The organism is Streptococcus sp. SS4 (genome assembly GCF_030440125.1).
GTDB lineage: Bacteria > Bacillota > Bacilli > Lactobacillales > Streptococcaceae > Streptococcus.
Genome location: NZ_JAQFJM010000004.1, coordinates 45382 through 66491 on the forward strand (window position 1 = coordinate 45382; position 21110 = coordinate 66491).

Consider the following 21110-nt stretch of genomic DNA (forward strand, 5'->3'; position numbering starts at 1 on the left):
TAATGAGATGAATAATATTATTGAATTGAAAAATCTTAAAAAGGTCTATAAAGATACTACTACAGTGGATCTTAAGAAACTGACAGTCAGAGAAGGGGAAATCTATGGTTTCTTAGGACCCAACGGTGCAGGGAAAACAACTACGATGAAAATGATCTTATCTTTAGTGGAGCCTACTTTAGGAGAGATTTTAGTCAATGGTCAAAATATCAAAGAGGATAATGATTACTTAAATCAAATTGGATCAATGATTGAGGAACCATCTTATTATCCAAATTTAACGGGATATGAAAACTTATTAGTATTTCAAAAAATGGTAGGTTTTGATGAGGATAATATTTGGCCAACTTTGAAATTAGTTGGATTGGCGGAGGACAAAAATCGTAAGAAATTAGTGAAAGCCTATTCCCTAGGGATGAAGCAACGTTTAGCCTTAGCTTTTGCTTTAGTTAAAAAGCCCCAAATCTTATTATTAGATGAACCGACTAATGGTCTTGATCCAGCAGGGATTCATGAAATTCGTGAGTTGATTGTTAAATTAGCAAAAGAAGAAGGCTTAACAGTCTTTATCTCCAGTCACATTTTATCAGAGATAGAACAAATTGCTGATCGGGTTGGTATTATAAATCATGGTTGTTTAGTTTATGAAGGAGAGATTCGAGAGATCAAATCAAATACTTGGATTGGGATTGGTGGCGATTTTTCGCAAAATAATATTGTTCAACACTTAGTTGATTTCTGTTCAGTCAAAGTACGGGAAGCATCGGCGAGTGAGGTTAAATTAGACGATATGAGTAACGATCGTCTTGCGGATATTATCACCTATATAACAGACCTTGGGTTTAGAATTTTTCGTGTCACTAGAGAAAGTGAGACATTAGAAGATATTTTTCTGGAACTAACAAAGGAGGTATAAGATGAAAGGTGTGTACATTGAATGGTTAAAAAGTAGACGAACAAAATCTTTTTCAATTGTTACTCTTTTGATGATTGTAGCGACATTGTGGAGTATTGCAATGTTTATGTCTGCTTTTTCGCATCCAGAGTTAAAAAATGTCGGAACTTTATTTAGTAATCAGAATGTCAACCTTCTCATGCTTCCTATTGCTGTTTCTGTATTTGTGAGTCGAATTGTGAGTAATGAACGTGAAGGACAGACCTTTAAATTACAAGCTACAAATGGCTTAGGTTTGATGACTATTTTTAGACATAAATTTTTATTTACAATGGTCTTCTTCTTTGTCATGTCTTTTGCAGAAATTGTGGCTATCTGTTGCTTTGGAAAACAATCTGGTATCTCAATTCCTATGGACATTGTAGGAGTTCAATTTTTAGGACAATTACTATCTATTTTCGCTCTAGTTTCTATCTATTTAACGTTAGCAATGGTTCTAGAAAAACAAGGCGTATTACTGGCTTTAGGATTGTTAGGAGGTTTTTTAGGAATCGTCTTAAATCCAAGAAGTTATGGTTTTGCTAGTTTGCTTAATCCGTTGACCGGAGCAGGCAGTTTAGCACCTTATAAGTATCACTTTCTTGGGGATGGGGCATATACCTACCTCTTGGATCAACAGTTACCTTGGAAACTAGTATTCTTTATGATTTATTGTTTGATGTTATACGGTTTAGCTAATGTTATTTTGAGAAAGAGAGGAAGTTGAAATGAGACCTTATGTTTTTGCTGAGTGGAAAAAGACTCGCAAATTACAATTGTTCATGATTGGAATGGCATTTTTGGTTTTTTCTAGCTTTATCGGTTTAGGAGCTTATTTTGCTAATAGGGCTGTCTTAATTGATAAGACACAATCCCTTGTTTTATGGGGACAATTAACATTTTATAACAGTACACTTCTCTATCCTCCTATGTTAGCCATTATTGTGGGACAGTTACTGATGCCAGAATTTGAGAGAAAAAACATTGAGATGTTAAAAGCTAATCAAGTTTCAATGGATAAATTGTACTTTGGAAAACTATTAAGTGGCTTCTTTCTGATTCTTTCCGTCCAACTTTTTTTAATACTTATTTTTGTTGTAGCTGCCAAAGTTGACGGGATTTCGTTTGACCTCAGTTTAGCAGTTCATATTAAATGGCTTCTGTTATCAGTGGTGGCCTCTTTTCCGATAATGACGCTTCAATCCTTCGTAACCGCAAAGACTCGTAATTTTAGTAAAGCTGTTGGAGTTGCTACAATTGGTAGCATGTTAAACTTTGTGCTGATTTTTATTAACGAGAATCTTACAAAGTTTTTCCCTTATTCTCAACCAATGATTGCCCTACGCAGTCGTTCTTTAACAGATATGTCCTTAATAGATTTGACGATTTTTCTAGTTGTTAATAGTCTATATAGTTTACTTTTCTATAAATTAACAGTGGCAGCTTTGAAGAAAAACGAATAATGTTTTAAAAATATATCCATTGTTTATGTCAGAATAAGGAAATTTCAATCAAAATTATTGACAGTAACTATTGGATTGCAAAATAGCTACAAAGAATGAAATTTATTTATCATATGAGAGTTTACTTTTTATAAAGCGATATTTTATTTTACATTTTAAAAATATTAATAAAAAAGAAATATAAAAAAACAATTTTTGCACTTTTTACTCATTAAAAATAAAAATGTATTGTTTACAATAAAAGTGTAGAAATTATTTACTACATACTAACAGAAAGGAGAATGATTGCCATGAAAAACTCAAAAGATGTTTTGAACAATGCTATCGAAGAGGTTTCTGAAAAAGAACTTATGGAAGTAGCTGGTGGTAAAAAAGGTCCAGGTTGGATTGCAACTATTACTGATGACTGTCCAAACTCAATATTCGTTTGTTGTTAATTAAAACAATCTTGATAAGTAGACTAAAAATTTCCTGTTTAGACTTAGTTTAGGCAGGATTTTTGAGTAATGGTAGGATAAATATGATAAAAAGAGATGAATTAAAGTTAGAATATCAACAACATCAATTTTACGAATACTTTAACTCAATTTTTAATTACGACATACTAGATACTTCTATTAGTGAAAATATTTATTTGTTAAGGGAAACGACACATAAGTTATTTTATAGTGAGTTTGAAAATCAGTTATTTGAAACCATAATGTTCCTTTCAATGAAAACGCTAGTTTTAGATATAAATAATTTTTCCAAAGAAATTGAAAATAAGTCAGAGGCATATGAACAATATATACAGCAGATAGGGGAAAAAGACGGAATAAGTAATTTTTTTGACAGATATCCGTATTTGCTAAAACAAATCAATAGAGAGGTCGGATTGATAGAAGAATCATATTCTTTACTATTTGATAGATTTTTAAAAGATTTGTCTGAAATAAGGTTGTGCTTTAATATTACTGAGCCATTAAGTAATGTTGAGTTTTCACTTGGAGATAGTCATTCCAAAAAACAAACAGTTGTTAAAATTGAATTTAAAGAGAAATCTGTTTACTATAAGCCTAAAAGTTATGATTCATACAATATCTTGTTAGAACTTATTGGTTTATTGAAATCTAATAATATACCCTCGTTCAGTCTTCCCGAAAGTTTAGTTAAAGTAGGTTATTGTTGGCAACTTGGTGTAGATTATACACGTTCTAACAATGATGAGGTGAAGAAAATTTATTTTAAGTACGGTGTTTTGGCAGCATTTTCTGAAATTTTTTCCATTACGGACTTACATATGGAAAATGTGATTGTTTCAGGCGGAAATTTATATTTAATTGATGTTGAAACATTTTTTCAAAGAAAGTTGAATGTACAAAATAATAATTTTGAAGGGATTACTGTTGATACCTATCAGAGAATTTATGAGACATCACTCTCAAATGGTTTGTTTCCTGTACAATTTGAGAAAAACAGCGCTCCTAACATTTCTGGAATAAGTGGAAAAGGCGGAAAAAGAAAAAAAGGAAAGTATGAACTGATAAATAAAAATCGTGGGGATATGAAGTTAGTGAGAACTGACTACTTTCAGGAAGATGGCTACAATATTCCAATATTAAATGGGAAAGTGGTGGAACCTCTCGACTATGCTAATGAGATAATTACAGGTTTTAGAGAGTGCTATATATTTCTTCTATCGCAACGTGCAAAGACTAAAGAAATTTTAGAAGATTTCCCGAAATTGAAAACTAGAGCCATATTCAGAAATACTTCCGACTATGGAAAATTCTTACAAGCCTCTACGAATCCAAAATATCTTTTCTCAGAAAAAAAGAGGGAGAATTTATTCTCGATACTATATGAGTCAAAACATATTGAACAATTTATTGTTGCTAATGAAATTAAAGATTTGATGAATGGTGATATTCCTTACTTTTCAATGGATACCAGTGGAAATGTATATAATTCTTTAGGGACATTAATTGGAAATCTAGGAGACACAACCTCGTTATTTGATAATATAGCTACCCTGAACGATGAAAGAATGGAGTTCACTTGTGAATTGATTGAAATTGTCTTGAAAAAACCGATTAAGCATTGGGAGAGAAAAGAGGGAAAATCTTATCATTTCCCATCAATATCCTCAGAACAAAGTTTTAGTGAGGAAATCTTAGATAGCGTTAGACAGATATTTATTGAGGCAAATAAGAATAGTTTTTCTTCAGAGGAGGAGATGACATGGCTAAATATTGATATTACAGAGGCTGAACAATGGGTAATATCTCCTCAGAACATTACCTTGTATAATGGATTGATTGGGAATGCTCTAAGTTATTTATATGCTTATCAAATTCTTGGTGATGAGCAATATCTAGTATCATTAAATAAGATATTGAAAACACTGGAAAGCACGAGGAATCTTATAGAAACTAGTGATATGTCAGTATTTTTGGGAAAAGGAGGTTTGATTTATCTATATTTTAGTTTGTGGAAAAGATTTAAATTGCCTCAATACCAAAAATTATATTTAGGCATAATCAAAGAATTTTCCAACCAATCACTAGAGGAGCAAAATATAGATTATATTTCTGGAGTGTCTGGTTTATTAGTTGTTCTGTGTAACATATATAATGTGGAGCAAAATAAAACAGTATATCATTTAATTAATAGAATATCTGAATTTATTATTGATAATGTGAAAAAAGCAGATAATAGATTTTATTGGGTATCTGATTTTTCAGATTCAGAAATTCTAAATGGATTGTCTCACGGACAATCTGGGATTGCATATGCATTACTTTTATCATGGAAAATCAATAAAAATTATAATTATTTGAAAATAGCGAAGTCAGCTATTGATTTTGAAAATACTCGTCTTTCCGATGGGAATTGGATTGATTTTAGAAATAAAGCAAAACGCTCAGAGTTAGGAATACCAGAACCTATTTACTGGTGTCATGGTGCAACAGGTATCGGATTAACGAGATATAGAGAATCAAAATGGTTAAACGATAAAGAGTTGAAAAATAATTATGAAATGGCTAAACAAACGGTATTAAATAATGGTTATTTGAATTCGGATTGCCTTTGTCACGGGAAAATGGGTAATGTAGAGTTATTTATGAATTTAGGTAGATCCTCGAAAAATGATATAAATATAGAAGGTATCATGCTTAATATTGTTCGCAATTCTCAAAAATTTGGTTGGGAATCTGGCTTGCCACAGCATACAAGAGTATTTAATATGATGGTTGGAGAATTAGGGATAGCATATCAGCTACTAAGATATATATCTAATTATGAAGTCCCATCATTATTGTTATTAGATGTTCCAAAAGGAAGTATTGGAAATGAAGAAGATTACACCGATTGAACAAACAACTCCTACTGAATGTGGATTATGTTGTTTGTATATGATGCTAGATTATTTTGATATTCCAGAATCATATTTTAAATTGAAACAGCAGGTCGATTTAGGAAGAAATGGACTGAGTCTAAAGAATATCTCAGACATTGCTTCTATCTACGGAGTTACTTGTAAAACTTATCGTTTTGCCCAGTGTCCAGAAACATTGCCTGTCATGGTATTTGTTTCAGATTCGCATTTTGTAATTTTAGAGGATATTCGTGATGATGTCTTTACTATTGTTGACCCTGCTGTTGGGAAATATGTCTTAGCAAAGAATGAATTTTTTGAATTATCTCCTAAATTTTATACCGAATTTTTTTATGATAAGGTGGCTAATTCTTCAAAAAAAATAGTTACACGAGGATTAGTTGGCAGAAACGTAAAGGAAATGATATTTGTAAATAGGAAGGATACTTTTTTAACCATTCTATATACTCTGATTTTTCAGATTATCACGGTGTCAATTCCATTTTTTATAAGGGAGATTATTGATGGAAATTGGGTTTTCCTTAAAAAGTTTGGCTATTTAGAAAGTGCAATCCTACTTTCTATAATATTTTTTTTTCAGGGAGGATTCTATTTTCTAAAGAATATCTCTTTAGTGAAATTGCAAAATAAATTTCACAGCGCTATTTCAGAAAAGTTTGTGACTAAGTTATTGAAACTTCCTATAGAATATATTGGAAAAATTGATAAAACAGACATCATTCATAGATATAATGGTTTGATGATTGTGAGGGAGTTACTGTCAGAAAGAATTATTTCTATCTGGTTGGACATTATCTTAATGTTTGCGAGTATTAGTTATATCACATATGTTTCTATACCTCTGGGAATTATATTGGGCATAGTTTTTATTGTAGAAATGATGATCTTTTTCCTTTCACTAAGCATTAAACAAGAAAAGTTAGGGAAAGAAGTTTTAAGACAAAAGAGCTCTTTACAAACATTCTTTTCACTGATGGATGGGCTATTTCTTTTTAAAGCTAAGAATTCTGAAAAAGAACTTTTGTCAAAATGGGATAAAAGTTTTAAGGACTATATCAATTCGGCATATGATAGAAATAGATATTTCAATCTTTTAGGAGCAGTAAATTATGTGATAACTTTTTTTGTACCTATTTTGTTAATTCTGTTGTTTCTATATTATTCACCAAATAGTAGCAGTGGTGAGCTTATTCTTCTTTATATGATGGTTTTAAATTATATTAACCCCATTAACAATATTTTGAATTCGATTGATGAGATTCTATATGGTGTTAAGCATTACGAAAGAGTATTAGAGATATCAACTCTTGATGATGAGCTAAATAGCACCTATAAATTATCAGAAGATACAGATATAGAGATAAATCTAAAAAATATAAACTATCAATATGAATTAAATGGAGCAGATGTGTTAAATGGAATAAACCTAAAAGTTCATTCAGGGGAATTTATTGCAATTATAGGGAAAAGTGGAAGTGGGAAGACTACTCTAGCTAAGATGTTGCTAGGCTATGTAAGTCCTAGTAGTGGAGACATCACATACAACAATATACCCTACTCTAAAATTGATAAAAAAGATTTTAGGGATATATCGGCTTTTGTATCTCAAGATTCTCCTATATTCGATGGGGATGTGATGTATAATATTTCGCTAGGGAGAGAATCTGTTTCAGGAGAACAGGTTATTGAAACTTGTAAAAGGGTATCAATATATGATGATATCATAAGTATGCCAATGAAGTTTCATACTCCACTTTTTCGAGATAATCCATCAATATCTGGAGGGCAAAAACAACGGATTTCTCTAGCAAGAGAACTTGTAACTCCCCCTAGAATCTTAGTTCTTGACGAACCTACATCAGCTTTAGATGTAAAAACTGAAAGAATAATACAAAAAAATGTTGAGGCTTTACATTGTACGAGGATTTTGGTTACCCACAGACTTAATACAGTTGAAAAAGCCGATAAGATTTTAATAATGGATAATGGCAAAATTATTGACTATGGAAATCATCATTATTTGTACAAAAATAATGAGCATTATTGTGACTTATATGACTCATACATGAATAAATATCAGGAGGAAGAGATAAAATGAATCAATTAATATTGAAAGATGTTTGCAAAAAATATCCCAATCAACCGAATTATGCTCTAGATCATATCAATTTGACTGTTGGAAAAGGAGAATTTGTGGCTGTCATGGGGCGTAGCGGTAGTGGGAAAACGACACTCTTAAATGTTACTTCGATTATTGATAAAATTGATAGTGGGAGTATTTATTGTGCAGATAGAGAAATTAGTGCATTTTCTGATAACGAGGCAACTAATTTTAGAAAAAATGATATTGGTTTTGTTTTTCAAGATTATATGCTGTTAGACAGTCTAACCATTAGGGAGAATATTTCTGTTGCTTTGTCTCTAAAAAATGTTGATTCTTCAAAGATTGATGATTTGATAAATAGTTATGCAAAAAGATTTAATTTATATGAACAGTTAAAGAAATATCCGTATCAACTTTCTGGAGGTCAAAGACAGAGGGTCAGTATTATCAGAGCAATCATTAAAGAACCAGAGATTATTTTTGCTGACGAACCAACTGGAGCACTTGACTTGAAATCTTCTGAAGGAACAATGAGGATTTTGAGTGAAATCAATAAAACGGAAAAGGTAACTATTTTAATGGTTACTCATGACGTTTTATCAGCTTCTTATGCCGATAGAGTTGTACTCCTCAAAGATGGTAAACTTCACATGGAGATTGATAAAGAAGATTGTGGAGAGTCGTTTTACGATGTAATTACTCAAGCTTTATCCGATAGAGGAGAGTAATATGATTTGGTCAATTACAAAATCTAACATTAAAAAAAATTTTTCGTTATATCGTATCTATCTTCTAGCTACGATTGGTTTATTAAGTATTTTTATAGCTTTTCTAAATTTTATCTCAGATAAAATCATTGCAGAAAAAATTAGGAATAGTGGTCAAGCTCTAGTTATCGCTAATGGGTCATTGATTTTTCTGACTGTATTTTTGGTGATATTCTTAATTTACTTCAATAATTTCTTTGTTAAAAAACGTAGTCAAGAACTTGGAGTCTTAGCAATACTAGGGTTTTCAAAAAGAGAATTAACAAAATTACTGACTTTAGAAAATCTTGTTATTCTAGTTTTGAGTTACTTGGTAAGTTTATTGCTGGGACCGACTTTATATTTTTTAGCTGTACTGGTAATTACTCATCTATTGGAATTAACAATGGAAGTTCAGTGGTTTATTACAGTTAATGAGATTATAGAGTCTTTAGGAATATTAGTTGTAGTTTTTCTGATTAATTTCATCACAAATGGACTTATCATTAGTAAACAGTCTTTGATTGAATTTGTTAATTTCTCAAGAAAGGCTGAGAAAAACATCAGGATAAGAAAAGTCAAAGCTATTATTGCTATTACTGCATTGCTATTGTCATATGTTTTATGTTTGGCGACAGTGTTTTCATCCACACGAAATATACTATTAAGCATAGGGATGGTACCGATTTCTCTATTGATAATTATCTTAATTGTTTTTGGAACAATTTTTACAATCAGATATGGATTGACTTTTGTAATTTCTTTGTTAAAAGAAAATAAAAAAAGGTTATACCGTCCTCTCTCTAATATCATCTATCCCAAATTTAACTATCGTATTGCGACAAAAAATAAACTATTAACAGTCTTGGGAGGTCTTTTAACATTAACTGTTTCAGTTACTGGAATTATGGTAATGCTCTATGCTTATTCTCTTAATGGAATAGAGAGATTGACTCCATCTGCTATAGAATATAATGTTAAATCAGAAAATGGTCAAGTTAATGTTACAAATATTTTAGAGAACAACCAAGTGAGCTTAGTTGATGTTGACCTATTGAGATTGAACACTACTCCAAAAGTGACTATCACAGAATCTGGGCAAACAATCCCTTATTTTGATATAATTAATTACAGTGATTATAAAGAGTTAATGAAAGCTCAAGGGAGAACAAATTCTATTGAAGGTAGTGAGTCATTACCATTGTTAATAAATTATTATCCAACAGAAATTAGCCTCGGGAAAACCTTTAAGTTGGAAAATGCATATGATGTTACTGTAAAACAAGTATCAACGAATAATGTTTTTAGTTTTTCTACAAGTGTCACGACTCTGGTTGTTTCTGATAAATTATATACTGAACTTAGTTCTCGTTTTCCAGAGAAAGAAATGACAATTAGGACTTTTAATGGAAATTCTATTAGGTCAAGCGAAACATTTTACAATCAGTTTAGTACGGTTCCTGATGTTATCAGTAGTTATAGTAGGGAATACACAGTAAAGACTGCTAATATTGCGACTTATATCTTTATAACTTTCCTATCCATACTATTTATCATTTGTACAGGTAGTATTCTATACTTTACAAGCCTCATAGAAATCATGGAAAATAAAGAAGAATACAGCTATCTAAGTAAGCTAGGTTATAGTAAAAAATTGATTAACCGGATTCTCAGCTATGAAACAGGTATACTTTTCCTTATTCCTGTATTAATTGGGATTGTGAATGGTAGTATGTTGCTTATTTTCTATAAATATTTATTTATGGATACATTGGTAGCAGGCAATATCATAATGCTATCTTTATTGCTTTGTCTGTTTTTCTTCTTGATAATATATGGCACATTTTATTTATTGACATTGCGGTCAGTGAAATCAATAATCAACAATTAATTCTAAAAACCTTTTAGCTTTAATGATTAAGTAAATAATATGATAAGAATAGAAAAAATAACAAAGAGTAAATTTTTTGAGATTGCAATAATCTTGTTACAACAATTAATAACCTTGTTGATTTTGTTCTATAACCAAGAGAACTTGTCTCTTCTTTTCTCTGAAAAAGTGGCTCTTGTAATGATTCTTATTGATACGGCTTTTATTTGGCTGGCAGCAATATTACGCCAAAAACAAGATGATCTTTTTAAAAGAATTATTTCTATCATCTCCTTAACAATTTGGCAATACTTGGTATCTGTGCTATCAAAGGAAACTCCTCTCTTTTTTAGTAGTGGTCTGCAAATTATATTGCTCTATTGTTATACTGTTGAGATTACTAATTTAATATTATATGGGCAGAAACAATTTAAGGATAAGCTAGATAAGTGCTTGTTAATAATTATTTTTGTTTCTATAATTAGCCTTTTAGTTAATAGAATTTTATTTAATTTTTTATTCCTGATTATTTTTACTATTTTACACCTTTATCCGTTATTGGTTATAGTGCTATATTATAGGTATTTTAGGCAACAAATATCAGTAGTAAAACGTTCATTGATACTGTTTTCTTTGCTTTTGCTGGTAATACTTAGTAGTGAATTTTATGGAGAAATGCTAGATGTTAATCAAGCCTTTAATAATTTGGGGTGGTATCTGTTTCCCCTTATAATGAGTACAATATACTATTTTAAGGTCATACGTGATAAATTTAGTTTAGTTACTCAAAGATGGTTAGGTAACTACAAAATTCGTATAGAACTATTATTTGTACTTCTCATTGTTTGTTGGGTTGTACTTATAAAGGTACTAGTTAAATATTTTTTACTATTTTTTATAGTTGTTGACGCAAGCACGTTGTTTTGTCTAGTGGTAATTTCTTGTATCTTTTATTATTTAGAAAACTCTAAACAAAATTTTGACTATAAAAATAGAAGGCTGAACTATTTCATGAAATCAGAGGAAAACATGAGAGTGGAGTTCTCAAATTATTTGCATGATGATGTCTTGCAAAATATCATAGCGATAAAAAACTTACTCTCACTAGAAAATAGTGATATAACACGTGGTTTCATTGTTAATGAGTTGAATGATTTAGTTTCTGGTATCAGGGATGAAATTGATACTTACCACCCAATAGCTCCTGCTAATCTAACAATGAAAGAAAATATACAGTCTCTTTTTAACGATGTCGTCAAAAGAAGGAAAAGTAATAAATTATTGTATTTCAACTGTTCGAATAGTACAATAATCCCACCTCCATATGGAGATATTGTTTACAGGTTTATAAAAGAGTTAATTAATAATGCTATAAAATATGGAGTTAGTAAAGATATTCATTTATCTTTAAAGGTTCAATCTGATATTATTATCATTGAGGAGAGTAATCATATAGTGGAAAAAGTTCAATCTATAAATTATGGTAGAGGTTTGAAATCAGTTCAAGAAACACTAGCAGCTTTTGATGGGGATATGGAGCTACAAATAGATAATAAACAATTTAATATCAGAATATTACTTCCCATAGATTGGAAATTGTGCTATGAAGATTTTATTAATTGATGACCATAAACTATTTGCGAAGAGTATCCAACTGTTATGCCAACAGTATGATGAAGTAGATGTCATAGATACGATCACTTCTAATTTTAACGATGTGACGATTGATTTGTCTAAGTACGATATTATATTACTTGATATTAATTTAACAAATATTTCCAAAGAGAATGGATTGGAGATAGCAGAGGAACTCATACAGTCTACTCCTAATTTGAAAGTTGTCATGCTGACAGGATATGTTAAGTCAATCTATGAAGAGAGAGCAAAAACCATAGGCGCATATGGTTTTGTAGATAAAAATATAGACCCTAAACAACTCATTTCTATCTTAAAAAAAGTGGATTCTGGGAAAAAATATTTTGAACAAATTGAGTCTCAGGATTATGTTGAATCTTTAACTGAACGAGAAATAGCTATCTTAAATTTGAGTAAGAAAGGTCTCTCTATAAAAGAAATAGAGGAAACATTACAAATTAGTAGGAGAACAGTATTTAATCATTTGAATCACATCTATTCAAAGCTCTTAGTAAATAATAAGCAAGAGGCTATCTACAAAGCTGAGCAATTAGGATATTTTATGGATTTCTGAGTTATAGGTAATCAAACTACTTAAGTTCTATCTCCGTATTTGTTGGGAATTTTCTGTGAAATAAAAAGAAGGTAGCTGTGATAAATGCCGATATTAAGTTATTTTTAACCTAGATTTTTCTACAATAATTATTCTTTAAATATATAACTAAAAGCCCTTGATATAGGGCTTTTTAGCTGGATTTAAACTATAATAATACTAATCAATGTGAATCGTAAGAGGTTTATTAAGAGCAACGGCGATTTTGCTCATTGTTTCAATGCTTGTGTTATGTCCACGTTCAATGCGAGCAATGGTAGACTGTGGGACATGAGATAGGGAAGCTAGCTCCCTTTGGGTGAGTCCTGCTGTTTGTCGTGCGTCAGAAACTGCAATAGCACTTTCCAAAATAGCTTTTTCAGTTAAAAAGCCTTCTTTAAAATTATTGTCTGCTAGTTCGTTTTCTAAAAAATCATCAAATTTAATTGTGGTCATGGTTGTTGTCCTCAAATTCTTCTTTAAATCCTTAGCGTGTTTTATCTCACTCTGGGGTGTTTTTTGTGTTTTTTTGGTAAAGCCATGGGTGATGATGTAGCGTTCATTGATAACATGAAAATAAAGTGTCCTCTGAGCTTCGAATACAAGACCTGTTATGATATACTTATATCAAGGTTAAGGAATGAGGCTTCTCCCCTCTCCTTAACCCCACCATTGTTGTTGTAAGGTTAGACGAGATTTCTCCTCTCGGAACTAACATAATCTTTTCATTTCTACTAGTTATGAACAGGGACCTCCCATAAACATAACTGTACTTTCTGTTTTTAGTGTTGTTAGGTTTCTCCCCTAACTGATAAACTAAAAATAGTCATTGTTTTTCTTCTTTGTAGAAATAATACTAGGAAAAAGAGGTAGTCCATTGAGACTGGCCTCTTTTTCTACCATTTGTCAAGTATAATACGGTTTCTGACTCAACATTATTTCTGATAGAGTATAAAAGGAATTTTTGAGAAATAGTTCAAGCCATTTTTTCTGACATTTGAGCATATAAAAACGACACCTTATCTGGCATTCTTTGAAATAAGGTGTTAGAATTACAGGGCATAGACGACTTTAATGACTTTGGGCTAAAGTATAGTCGTAAAGTTTATTATGCATTATAAGATAATACATTGTCCTAATAAGGCGATGTATAGAGGCAATCGTATGAGGCTTAGTTGAAGTTGTCTGCGATTGTCTTTTTCGTTTCTCATAGAAATCTGCGATATGGCAAGGATTGGTATGACTAGCTGAAGCGATGTTGTGAATGCACTTGAACAAGATTTTTCTGGCATAGGGATTACCTCGTTTAGTGATGTGTTCCTTGGCGAGAAAGTTCCCAGATTCATAGTGTCTCAGGTCAATGCCAATAAAAGCGTTGATTTGATTGGTAGACTGAAAGCGACGAATATCTCCCAATTCGCCAATGATAGATGTCGCTGTGGTCTCTGCGATGCCAGGAATAGAGAGAAGAATCTCATATTCAGGTAGAGGTTTAGCTAACTCTATCAACTGTTCTAAAACTTGTTCCCGACGGTTTGTCAACCTTATAAGTTCCTGTGCATTATACTTAACCTCTTCTATCATAGGAGAGGTTTTTGAAATGGCAGAATAAGATTGCTTTGCCAGTCCAACTAACTTCTCAGCCAAGTTACCTGCTCTGTTCTCTGAAATGCGTTTAGAGGTTGACTGGCGAATAGTCTCTTTCAACTCAACTTCCGATAATTCCAGCACCCAATGCTTTGTTGGGAAGATGGACACGAGATTCCAATATTGTTCACCTGCAGGAGTAGATAGTAGAATCTCGATTTCTGGGAAGGCGACTTGAAGAACCTTGTGCAGCCTATTCTTCGTCCTTACGATATCCTCTGTCAGATTTTGGTAGAACCGGCTAAGATCATGCAAGTTTTGATAGACTTTTTCTTGAACATAAGTTGGCATACGGTTTAAAACGAATTGTGACGAAGCTAGTTTCTCTGCATCAATCTTATCGGTTTTTCGAACTCGTAATCCATCAAGTTGCTTCTTAGCTTCCAAAGGATTAAGACGTGTATAGTCATAGCTGTTTTCTTCTAGAAAAGCTTGGAGTCGGCGAGAGTAGACACCAGTAGCTTCGAAAATAATTTCAGGGTTGCTCACGGTCTTTAGATCCTTCAGTAGATGAGAAAATCCGATAATGTCATTAGGCATAGTATATCCATGAACCCTTTCACCATTCACAAGAATAGCGACTTCTGAGCTTGCTTTACTCACATCAATTCCAAAAACTGTCCGCATTATGTTTACCTCTTTGTCTTGAATGATTCCTTATTTTAGTGATTTCATTTTCAATACTCGACGTCTAGCGTCCAACATACTTTGATAAAATTCCATCTAAAACAGGTGTCTTGCCAGTTTTTTGTACGACGTCTAGCGCCAAAAGAAGCCACGACTTAACAAGACACCTCTACTTTAACACAAAGAAAAAGTAGTGAGTACTCTCTCCCGTCGGAGATTTCTTCACTACTAATCTTAGTATGTTTTTTGTTGTCTTGTAAAGGTTACTTTGAAAAAAACCATTGGAACAACAGGAAGTTCCAATGGCCACAACAACAATATTTTTCATAAAAACAATAACGTTTTTAGAAAAAAAGTTATGGAGGAGAAGGAGAAAGACAACCCCTCCATATAGTTCCCCCGAAGGGAAAAACAATGACTTGTATCTAGGAAAAATCCTAAATACATTTCTAGTATAGCTTATTGATAGTGTTATTTCAAGAGTAGGAAATCAGAATAAGAGTGTTATTATCTCAAAAGTCAACCTATGTCACTAGGTTGCGACACCTATATAAAATAGCCTATCATGGCTTCATGGTAGAATTTAAAGATTATGAAAATACACAAGGGCTCGAAGAGCTAGAAGGTTGGCGGTATTTTCCGATTAGAGCAGCAAATAGGATAAAGTCCTTTTGGGAGAGCAACAGGGTTCTCTCTTACTTGAGGCGACATCGGTTAAAACGAACGATGATTATTAGCTATTTATTACTGGGGACTATGGTTTGGACAGCTACAACTGCATATTTCTCTCCAACCCGAGTTACTTATTTAGAGTCACAACTTCAGGCAACACAATCATTTGGTAATGGCCTTGGAAGCATCACAGCAACCTCTATGACTTACTCCCCATCAAATGGATTAGTCGTTATGGAATTGACAACATCAGATGCTACTAGTGCTATCAAAAAAGGGATTAATACTGAAAATCTTGATTGGCAGGTTTTCTTGCCAAGTAGTGTTAAGAATCCTGAAGCAGTGACCTTAGAAGTTATTCCGTTAACCGGAGATAAGGTGTATCTGGTCTTGCGTAATGTTCCTTCAGATTATACGCTAATGGTTATTCGTGCGACAAATAAGACACCGAACTCAAACAGTCTCAAGATTGACGTACAAGAATACAATGATTACTTATCATCAAGTTCGAATGACGCTTCGGTTTCTAAGCAGAATCAACAAAAAGATAAGGAAGGGAATAAGAACTACGTTGATTTCTTTGTAACTCCTCAAAATGAACTCTTCAAAAACAAATATGTCAAGAATTTGTCTCGTGAGAAGTTTGCCCTCAATATTTTTGAAGAGGAGTTGAAATATCAGAAAGGTCAACGAAAAGAACTCTTGGCTTCTGCAAAAACACTGGATGACAGTATTAAGGAAGATACTAAGACATTGGAGCAGTTGAAACGTGAGTCAGAATACTTGGTCGGTAACGAGTTAACCGATAAACAGAGTGATATGGAAGCTATCGAGAAAAGTATGGACTCTAAAGAGAAGGACGGAGCGAAAGCGCGTGAAAATGCTGCTTATGTTCAGACAATCATTGAACAGATTGAAAAGAATATCAAAGCAGTTAAGAATGGTACCTATAAGTTTAATTCACCAGTACGCTCAGTAAAACAAGATATTGGGGAATAAATATAAAAAGGAAAGAAAGGACTTTATTAACGATTATGACAATTGACGAACAACGCTATTTACTTAACCAGGACTGCCTATTGATGAAATATCAGCGAGGTAACGCTATGAATGAACCCCTTCAAATTTTTAGAGGGAAATGGGCAGACGGTTTAGAACGCCTACATCAAATCATTGATAAAGAAGTTGGTTGGAAGAACTATCGTAGTTTTATCTCAAGTAACGTACATCATGACTCTGAAACATCCATTGAGATAGTCAAGAAACACTTGAACCAATGCCGTATTGAATGTACGGACCTTTTGGATATTGATTTTGGAGAGAAAGGTTCTATTTGTATTCAGAGGAATCAAGTGGAGCTTTTGACTGAGAAATTCCGCTATTTCCTTTATTTTGAAAGTAATATTCAACCAATGATGAATATTGATTTCTAGGAGGTACTGGATGAATCAAGAAGAAAATCAACATCAAGAGGGGAACTGGGGACTGCCTCGTGGTCTTTACACGCAGGTAAAGTACTACGGTGTTCCGCTAATGAAAGCCTTTATTATAGTAGGGAGTTTTGTTTTTCCGCTACAATTCAGGGATATATTTTTCCCTAGAGGGCAGGAGTTGAAGTTCCTAATTAATTTAATCTGTACAATGACTTTAACGATTTATTGGATGATCCCGTCTTCGTCTGGTGGAAATAAGTTCTGGGAATTTATTCATGCACACCGTCGGACAAAGAAACGTTATTATCCGATTGATAAGAACTGTTATCCAGAGTTGAGAGATGATGGCTCAAAAAACCGTCGCTACTTAATGGATAAGGCTGCAGAACGTTTAGGAAGGAAGTATAAATAGATGAAGGAGAGGACTAACCATAATCTTAGTAAGACTCCTTATATTGACAAATACACAACAGACCTTACTGAGAAAATCAGACCTAAACGTCAAGATTTTGTGGCTTGGGGTAGACAAGATGAAATCAGACAAGTCTTTATCTCACTGAATCGATTAGAGAAAAACTCTCCTGTACTAATTGGTGAAGCTGGTGTAGGTAAAACAGCTATTGTAGAAGGAATTTGTGCGGATATTCTAAACAATAAAGCCCACGTCCCAACACGTTTCCAAGGTAAGCAGGTTAAGCAACTAGAATTATCTGCTATCCAAGGGAAAGAATTTGACCATACTGGTAAAGAGGTGAACATCATTGCCAAAATGGACGGATTGATTAAAGAGTTTATGGCTCATAAAGATGAGTTTATTCTTTTTATTGATGAAGTGCATACCATTATGGGAACTGGGGTTGAGGGAAGTGCTCTTGACGTCGCAAATAGCTTGAAACCAGCCTTATCTCGTGGGGAAATCTATCTTATTTCAGCCACCACAGCTGATGAGTTTATGATTATTGAACGAGATCCAGCGATGGAACGACGTCTGCAACCAGTTTACGTTGATGAACTGGACAAAGAGGCATCTATTTTGGTCTTGAAAAAACGTCGTCCCAAGTATAAACGAGAACTTGACATTGAAATTCCTAATGATACCATTAAGGCAGCAGTAGAATTATCTATTCGTTATGTCACGGATAAAATGCTTCCAGATAAAGCTATTGATATTATTGATGAAGCTTCAGCGACTGCAAATATCGATGGGAAATCAGAGATTACCTTAAGAGATATTGCGAATGTCATTCACCGTAAAAAAGGTATTCCTATGGAGAGTCTACTACGCACGTCTTCAACTCCAGTGGATTTTGCGGAAGGGATGCGTGCTGTTGTTAAGGGGCAAGACCATGTGATTCGAACTATAGCACGCCTTATGTATAAGGGAATCCAGGGAGGACAGAACAAGCGAAGGCCTCTTGGTACTCTTCTTCTACTTGGAACAACAGGTACAGGTAAAACTGAATTGGCGAAACAAGCAGCCAAACAACTGTTTGGCAGTGAAGAAGCGATGATTCGGCTGGATATGTCAGAATACATGACTGATAATGCGGTTGTTCGTCTTATAGGAAATGACGAGCGAAAAGGTGACTTAACGGAGAAAATTAAGAAGAATCCCTACTCGTTAGTACTATTGGACGAGTTAGAAAAGGCTCATCCAGATGTCTGGGCTTTATATTTGCAAATGCTTGATGACGGGCATTTGACTGATGGACGTGGACGAAAAATCAATTTTAAGAATACGTTTATCATTGCAACATCAAACGTGGGGCATAAGCGAATCAGAGATAAATATATCACCTCTGGTCAAACTTTTACAGAAATGAACAAGACTGACTATAAAGAGTTCATGAAGGACATGAGAGACGAGTTAATCAAGATCTTTAAACGTCCTGAATTTATCAACCGTTGGAAAATTGAAGTAACTAATATCTTGACGAAACAAACCATTGATAAGATTGTCTATTCAAAAATGGCAGTGCATGAGAGTAGTTGGTTTAAAGAGCATCATATCCTTATTAATTATGAGGATGTTAAGGATGGTAACCAAACTATCGATGGCAAAAAATACTTCTATGAATATCTCAGTAGTGTCGGTGTTAGCCCAGAAGATGGAGCTAGGCCTTTAGAGAGAACTATTGATGAAGTGTTAACAGATGAAATCTTTGAGCAACTGTATTTCCTTGGGCGAAAGCCAAAAGATTACTTTATAGTTGACGTGTCTCTATCTGGATATGCACCAGGAACATTTGCGTATGGAAACTCAGGTAGAAAGACCGTTCAAGATCGGCGTCAGACACATATTAGTGTCAAACGTATACCTCCGGAGGAGTATGGTAACTATTTGCTTACTTCTTAAGGGGTGTCACTAGGTTGTGACTCGTAGTTGGAATATTGTAGACTACAGATATTAAAATTTAAGGAGGCTGTTTTGAAAGAAAACACATTTTTGAATAACGTGAAGACTAAGGCATCAACACTTGGAATGACTGCTTTGTTGACGTTGAACTCTGTATCACTTGCTTTTGCGGAGCAAACTGGAGGAAAGGGGGCTGTTAACCCAGCTAATGAAGCTAATAATTCAATTAATAACTTTTCAGATATGCTACGTCTCTTATTCCCGGGGATAGCAATACTAAGTGGTTTAGGAGCATGTATCTTGATGATGATGGGTGATAAGAAACGAACGGTGGCCCTTGACCGACTCATGTGGATTGCAATCGCACTTTGTGCTGGCTCAGCACTTGTTTCATTTGTTGATTATCTTTGGCAACCAAAATAAATCTTTAAGAGGTATACTTTATGGAAAAAGAATTACTTACCATAAAGGGGAATCGCAAGGTATTGTTTCCCGATGCCTTGTTTCTTTATATTGAGTGGAAAGGAAAAGCAAATCCTAAAAAGGATGAAGAGTTAGCGGATATCATTGATGACTTAGATACTGAATATTTCCCTAGTAATAAAAAGGAAAGTATCGCTCAAAGTCTACCATTTCTAACTTTTAAACAAGCAGAATTACTTTTTCGAGAAATCAAAAAGCGTTATTCTGAATTTACCTTAAAAGGAATTGCCCTTGCTAGTCAACCGATGGAACAAAATGGTCGTGTGACACGACCAACTACGGGAGTCCCTAGTATTGAAGGACAACCTCAGATTACCCCTTTTGTTATTACGAAAGATTATAAGGAACTCGTTACCCCACTCATCGAAGAAGCACACCGTGATAAACGGTTTGAGAAAACAACATATGAAGGTATCTCCAACTTTTTTAGCGGTCCAATGGGGTTACTTCCATGTTATGCTGAAAGTCTAGGCTTGTCTCTTGTTGATATGCCACCTTATCCAAAACCAGGAACGATTGAAGGAGAACTTCCGAATCGTCTTATGTCAAACAAGGATAAGCATAAACAGTCAGTCGCTGGAGCTAAGAAACGGAAGGAGAAAACAGGCAGAGTGTATGAAGATGAAGAAGTAGGACCACCAAGTAAGTTGCCATTGATTTTGGCTATTGGCTCTTGTACGTTGTCGGTGTTCTTATTGTTGATGCTAATGGTCTATAATAGCAATTTCACGCGCGTGAAGAAAGAACTTGTAGCGACAACAGATAAGGTTGAGCGTCTTACAATGATACAAGATCATGAACATGAGATTGATGTCATGGCTCGTTATTTCTTGTCATACTATTATTCAGGAGACAAGGATAAGCTTAAGGCTTACTTGGATAATAACGACGCTAAATTTACTAACCCGGAGGTAGCGACTGTTTCTAGCACAATGTTAGAGAAAGTTGAACTTGTTAAGAATGAGAAAGATACCTATGAGGTTACATACGTTGTTGGTACAACGGATGAGGCTCAAAAAACGACTGTTCGTCGAGTTACTTTCAATGTTAAGAAAAAACCATCAGCTACTCAAGGTTGGGTGGTTACATCTGAACCAACAACAACAGCATTTGCAACTCCAACATCTCCTTCTACTGAAACTTCAGCTGAAAACAAGGAGGGATAACCT

19 protein-coding genes and 1 pseudogene are annotated in these 21110 nt (G+C 33.6%); 17 read left to right on the plus strand and 3 right to left on the minus strand.

Features of this window, described 5'->3' with window-relative positions; all coding sequences use genetic code 11:
- Window positions 1-7 precede the first annotated feature (7 nt).
- The 10 genes from PCY16_RS04520 to PCY16_RS04565 all read left to right on the plus strand — a co-directional run bounded on the left by PCY16_RS04520 (window position 8) and on the right by PCY16_RS04565 (window position 12705).
- Window positions 8-916, plus strand: a complete 909-nt coding sequence (locus tag PCY16_RS04520; protein WP_037601358.1) for an ABC transporter ATP-binding protein — start codon at window positions 8-10, stop codon at window positions 914-916.
- A 1-nt stretch (window position 917) separates the two neighbouring features.
- Window positions 918-1661, plus strand: a complete 744-nt coding sequence (locus PCY16_RS04525) for an ABC transporter permease (protein ID WP_037601355.1) — start codon at window positions 918-920, stop codon at window positions 1659-1661.
- Between the two features lies 1 nt (window position 1662).
- A complete protein-coding gene (locus PCY16_RS04530) occupies window positions 1663-2397 on the plus strand; it encodes an ABC transporter permease (RefSeq protein ID WP_037601352.1) in 735 nt (244 codons plus the stop codon).
- 281 nt (window positions 2398-2678) lie between these two features.
- Entirely contained in the window at window positions 2679-2834 is a 156-nt protein-coding gene (locus PCY16_RS04535; RefSeq protein ID WP_037601350.1) for a type A2 lanthipeptide, read from the plus strand.
- Between the two features lie 83 nt (window positions 2835-2917).
- Window positions 2918-5752 (plus strand): type 2 lanthipeptide synthetase LanM family protein, encoded by a 2835-nt coding sequence (locus tag PCY16_RS04540; protein WP_301354071.1) that lies wholly within the window; start codon window positions 2918-2920, stop codon window positions 5750-5752.
- Entirely contained in the window at window positions 5730-7874 is a 2145-nt protein-coding gene (locus tag PCY16_RS04545; protein WP_301354073.1) for a peptidase domain-containing ABC transporter, read from the plus strand. The genes PCY16_RS04540 and PCY16_RS04545 overlap by 23 nt, the downstream gene beginning before the upstream one ends.
- Window positions 7871-8608: an ABC transporter ATP-binding protein gene (locus tag PCY16_RS04550; protein ID WP_037601342.1), complete on the plus strand. Its 738-nt coding sequence runs from the start codon at window positions 7871-7873 to the stop codon at window positions 8606-8608. Before PCY16_RS04545 ends, PCY16_RS04550 begins: the two co-directional genes overlap by 4 nt.
- 1 nt (window position 8609) lies before the next feature.
- Entirely contained in the window at window positions 8610-10517 is a 1908-nt protein-coding gene (locus PCY16_RS04555) for an FtsX-like permease family protein (RefSeq protein WP_301354076.1), read from the plus strand.
- 39 nt (window positions 10518-10556) lie between these two features.
- Complete coding sequence (locus PCY16_RS04560) at window positions 10557-12119, plus strand: GHKL domain-containing protein (RefSeq protein WP_037601336.1); 1563 nt, start codon at window positions 10557-10559, stop codon at window positions 12117-12119.
- On the plus strand, window positions 12100-12705 hold the full coding sequence (locus PCY16_RS04565; RefSeq protein WP_037601333.1) for a response regulator transcription factor: 606 nt from the start codon (window positions 12100-12102) through the stop codon (window positions 12703-12705). Before PCY16_RS04560 ends, PCY16_RS04565 begins: the two co-directional genes overlap by 20 nt.
- A 198-nt stretch (window positions 12706-12903) precedes the next feature.
- Here the strand turns inward: PCY16_RS04565 and PCY16_RS04570 are convergent, their stop codons facing one another.
- From PCY16_RS04570 to PCY16_RS04575, 3 genes and pseudogenes are all read right to left on the minus strand, one after another.
- Window positions 12904-13179: a helix-turn-helix domain-containing protein gene (locus PCY16_RS04570; RefSeq protein WP_037601331.1), complete on the minus strand. Its 276-nt coding sequence runs from the start codon at window positions 13177-13179 to the stop codon at window positions 12904-12906.
- A 75-nt stretch (window positions 13180-13254) separates the two neighbouring features.
- Window positions 13255-13341 (minus strand): annotated as a pseudogene (locus PCY16_RS11235) (hypothetical protein); the annotation flags it as partial.
- A gap of 453 nt (window positions 13342-13794) precedes the next feature.
- Entirely contained in the window at window positions 13795-14997 is a 1203-nt protein-coding gene (locus tag PCY16_RS04575) for an IS110 family transposase (RefSeq protein ID WP_270281696.1), read from the minus strand.
- A 302-nt stretch (window positions 14998-15299) separates the two neighbouring features.
- Here PCY16_RS04575 and PCY16_RS04580 point away from each other — a divergent pair, with 302 nt between their 5' ends.
- From PCY16_RS04580 to PCY16_RS04610, 7 genes are all read left to right on the plus strand, one after another.
- A complete protein-coding gene (locus tag PCY16_RS04580) occupies window positions 15300-15455 on the plus strand; it encodes a hypothetical protein (protein ID WP_301354082.1) in 156 nt (51 codons plus the stop codon).
- 115 nt (window positions 15456-15570) lie between these two features.
- A complete protein-coding gene (locus tag PCY16_RS04585; protein WP_301354085.1) occupies window positions 15571-16668 on the plus strand; it encodes a hypothetical protein in 1098 nt (365 codons plus the stop codon).
- A 35-nt stretch (window positions 16669-16703) separates the two neighbouring features.
- Window positions 16704-17102, plus strand: a complete 399-nt coding sequence (locus tag PCY16_RS04590) for a hypothetical protein (RefSeq protein ID WP_301354087.1) — start codon at window positions 16704-16706, stop codon at window positions 17100-17102.
- A 10-nt stretch (window positions 17103-17112) separates the two neighbouring features.
- The gene (locus PCY16_RS04595; RefSeq protein WP_155124483.1) at window positions 17113-17514 is read left to right on the plus strand and encodes a hypothetical protein; all 402 of its coding nucleotides are present in this window, start codon (window positions 17113-17115) and stop codon (window positions 17512-17514) included.
- Window positions 17515-19458 (plus strand): AAA family ATPase, encoded by a 1944-nt coding sequence (locus PCY16_RS04600; protein WP_301354091.1) that lies wholly within the window; start codon window positions 17515-17517, stop codon window positions 19456-19458.
- Window positions 19459-19530: 72 nt separating this feature from the next.
- Entirely contained in the window at window positions 19531-19881 is a 351-nt protein-coding gene (locus tag PCY16_RS04605) for a hypothetical protein (RefSeq protein WP_037601567.1), read from the plus strand.
- A 20-nt stretch (window positions 19882-19901) separates the two neighbouring features.
- Window positions 19902-21107: a hypothetical protein gene (locus tag PCY16_RS04610; RefSeq protein WP_301354094.1), complete on the plus strand. Its 1206-nt coding sequence runs from the start codon at window positions 19902-19904 to the stop codon at window positions 21105-21107.
- Window positions 21108-21110 lie beyond the last annotated feature (3 nt).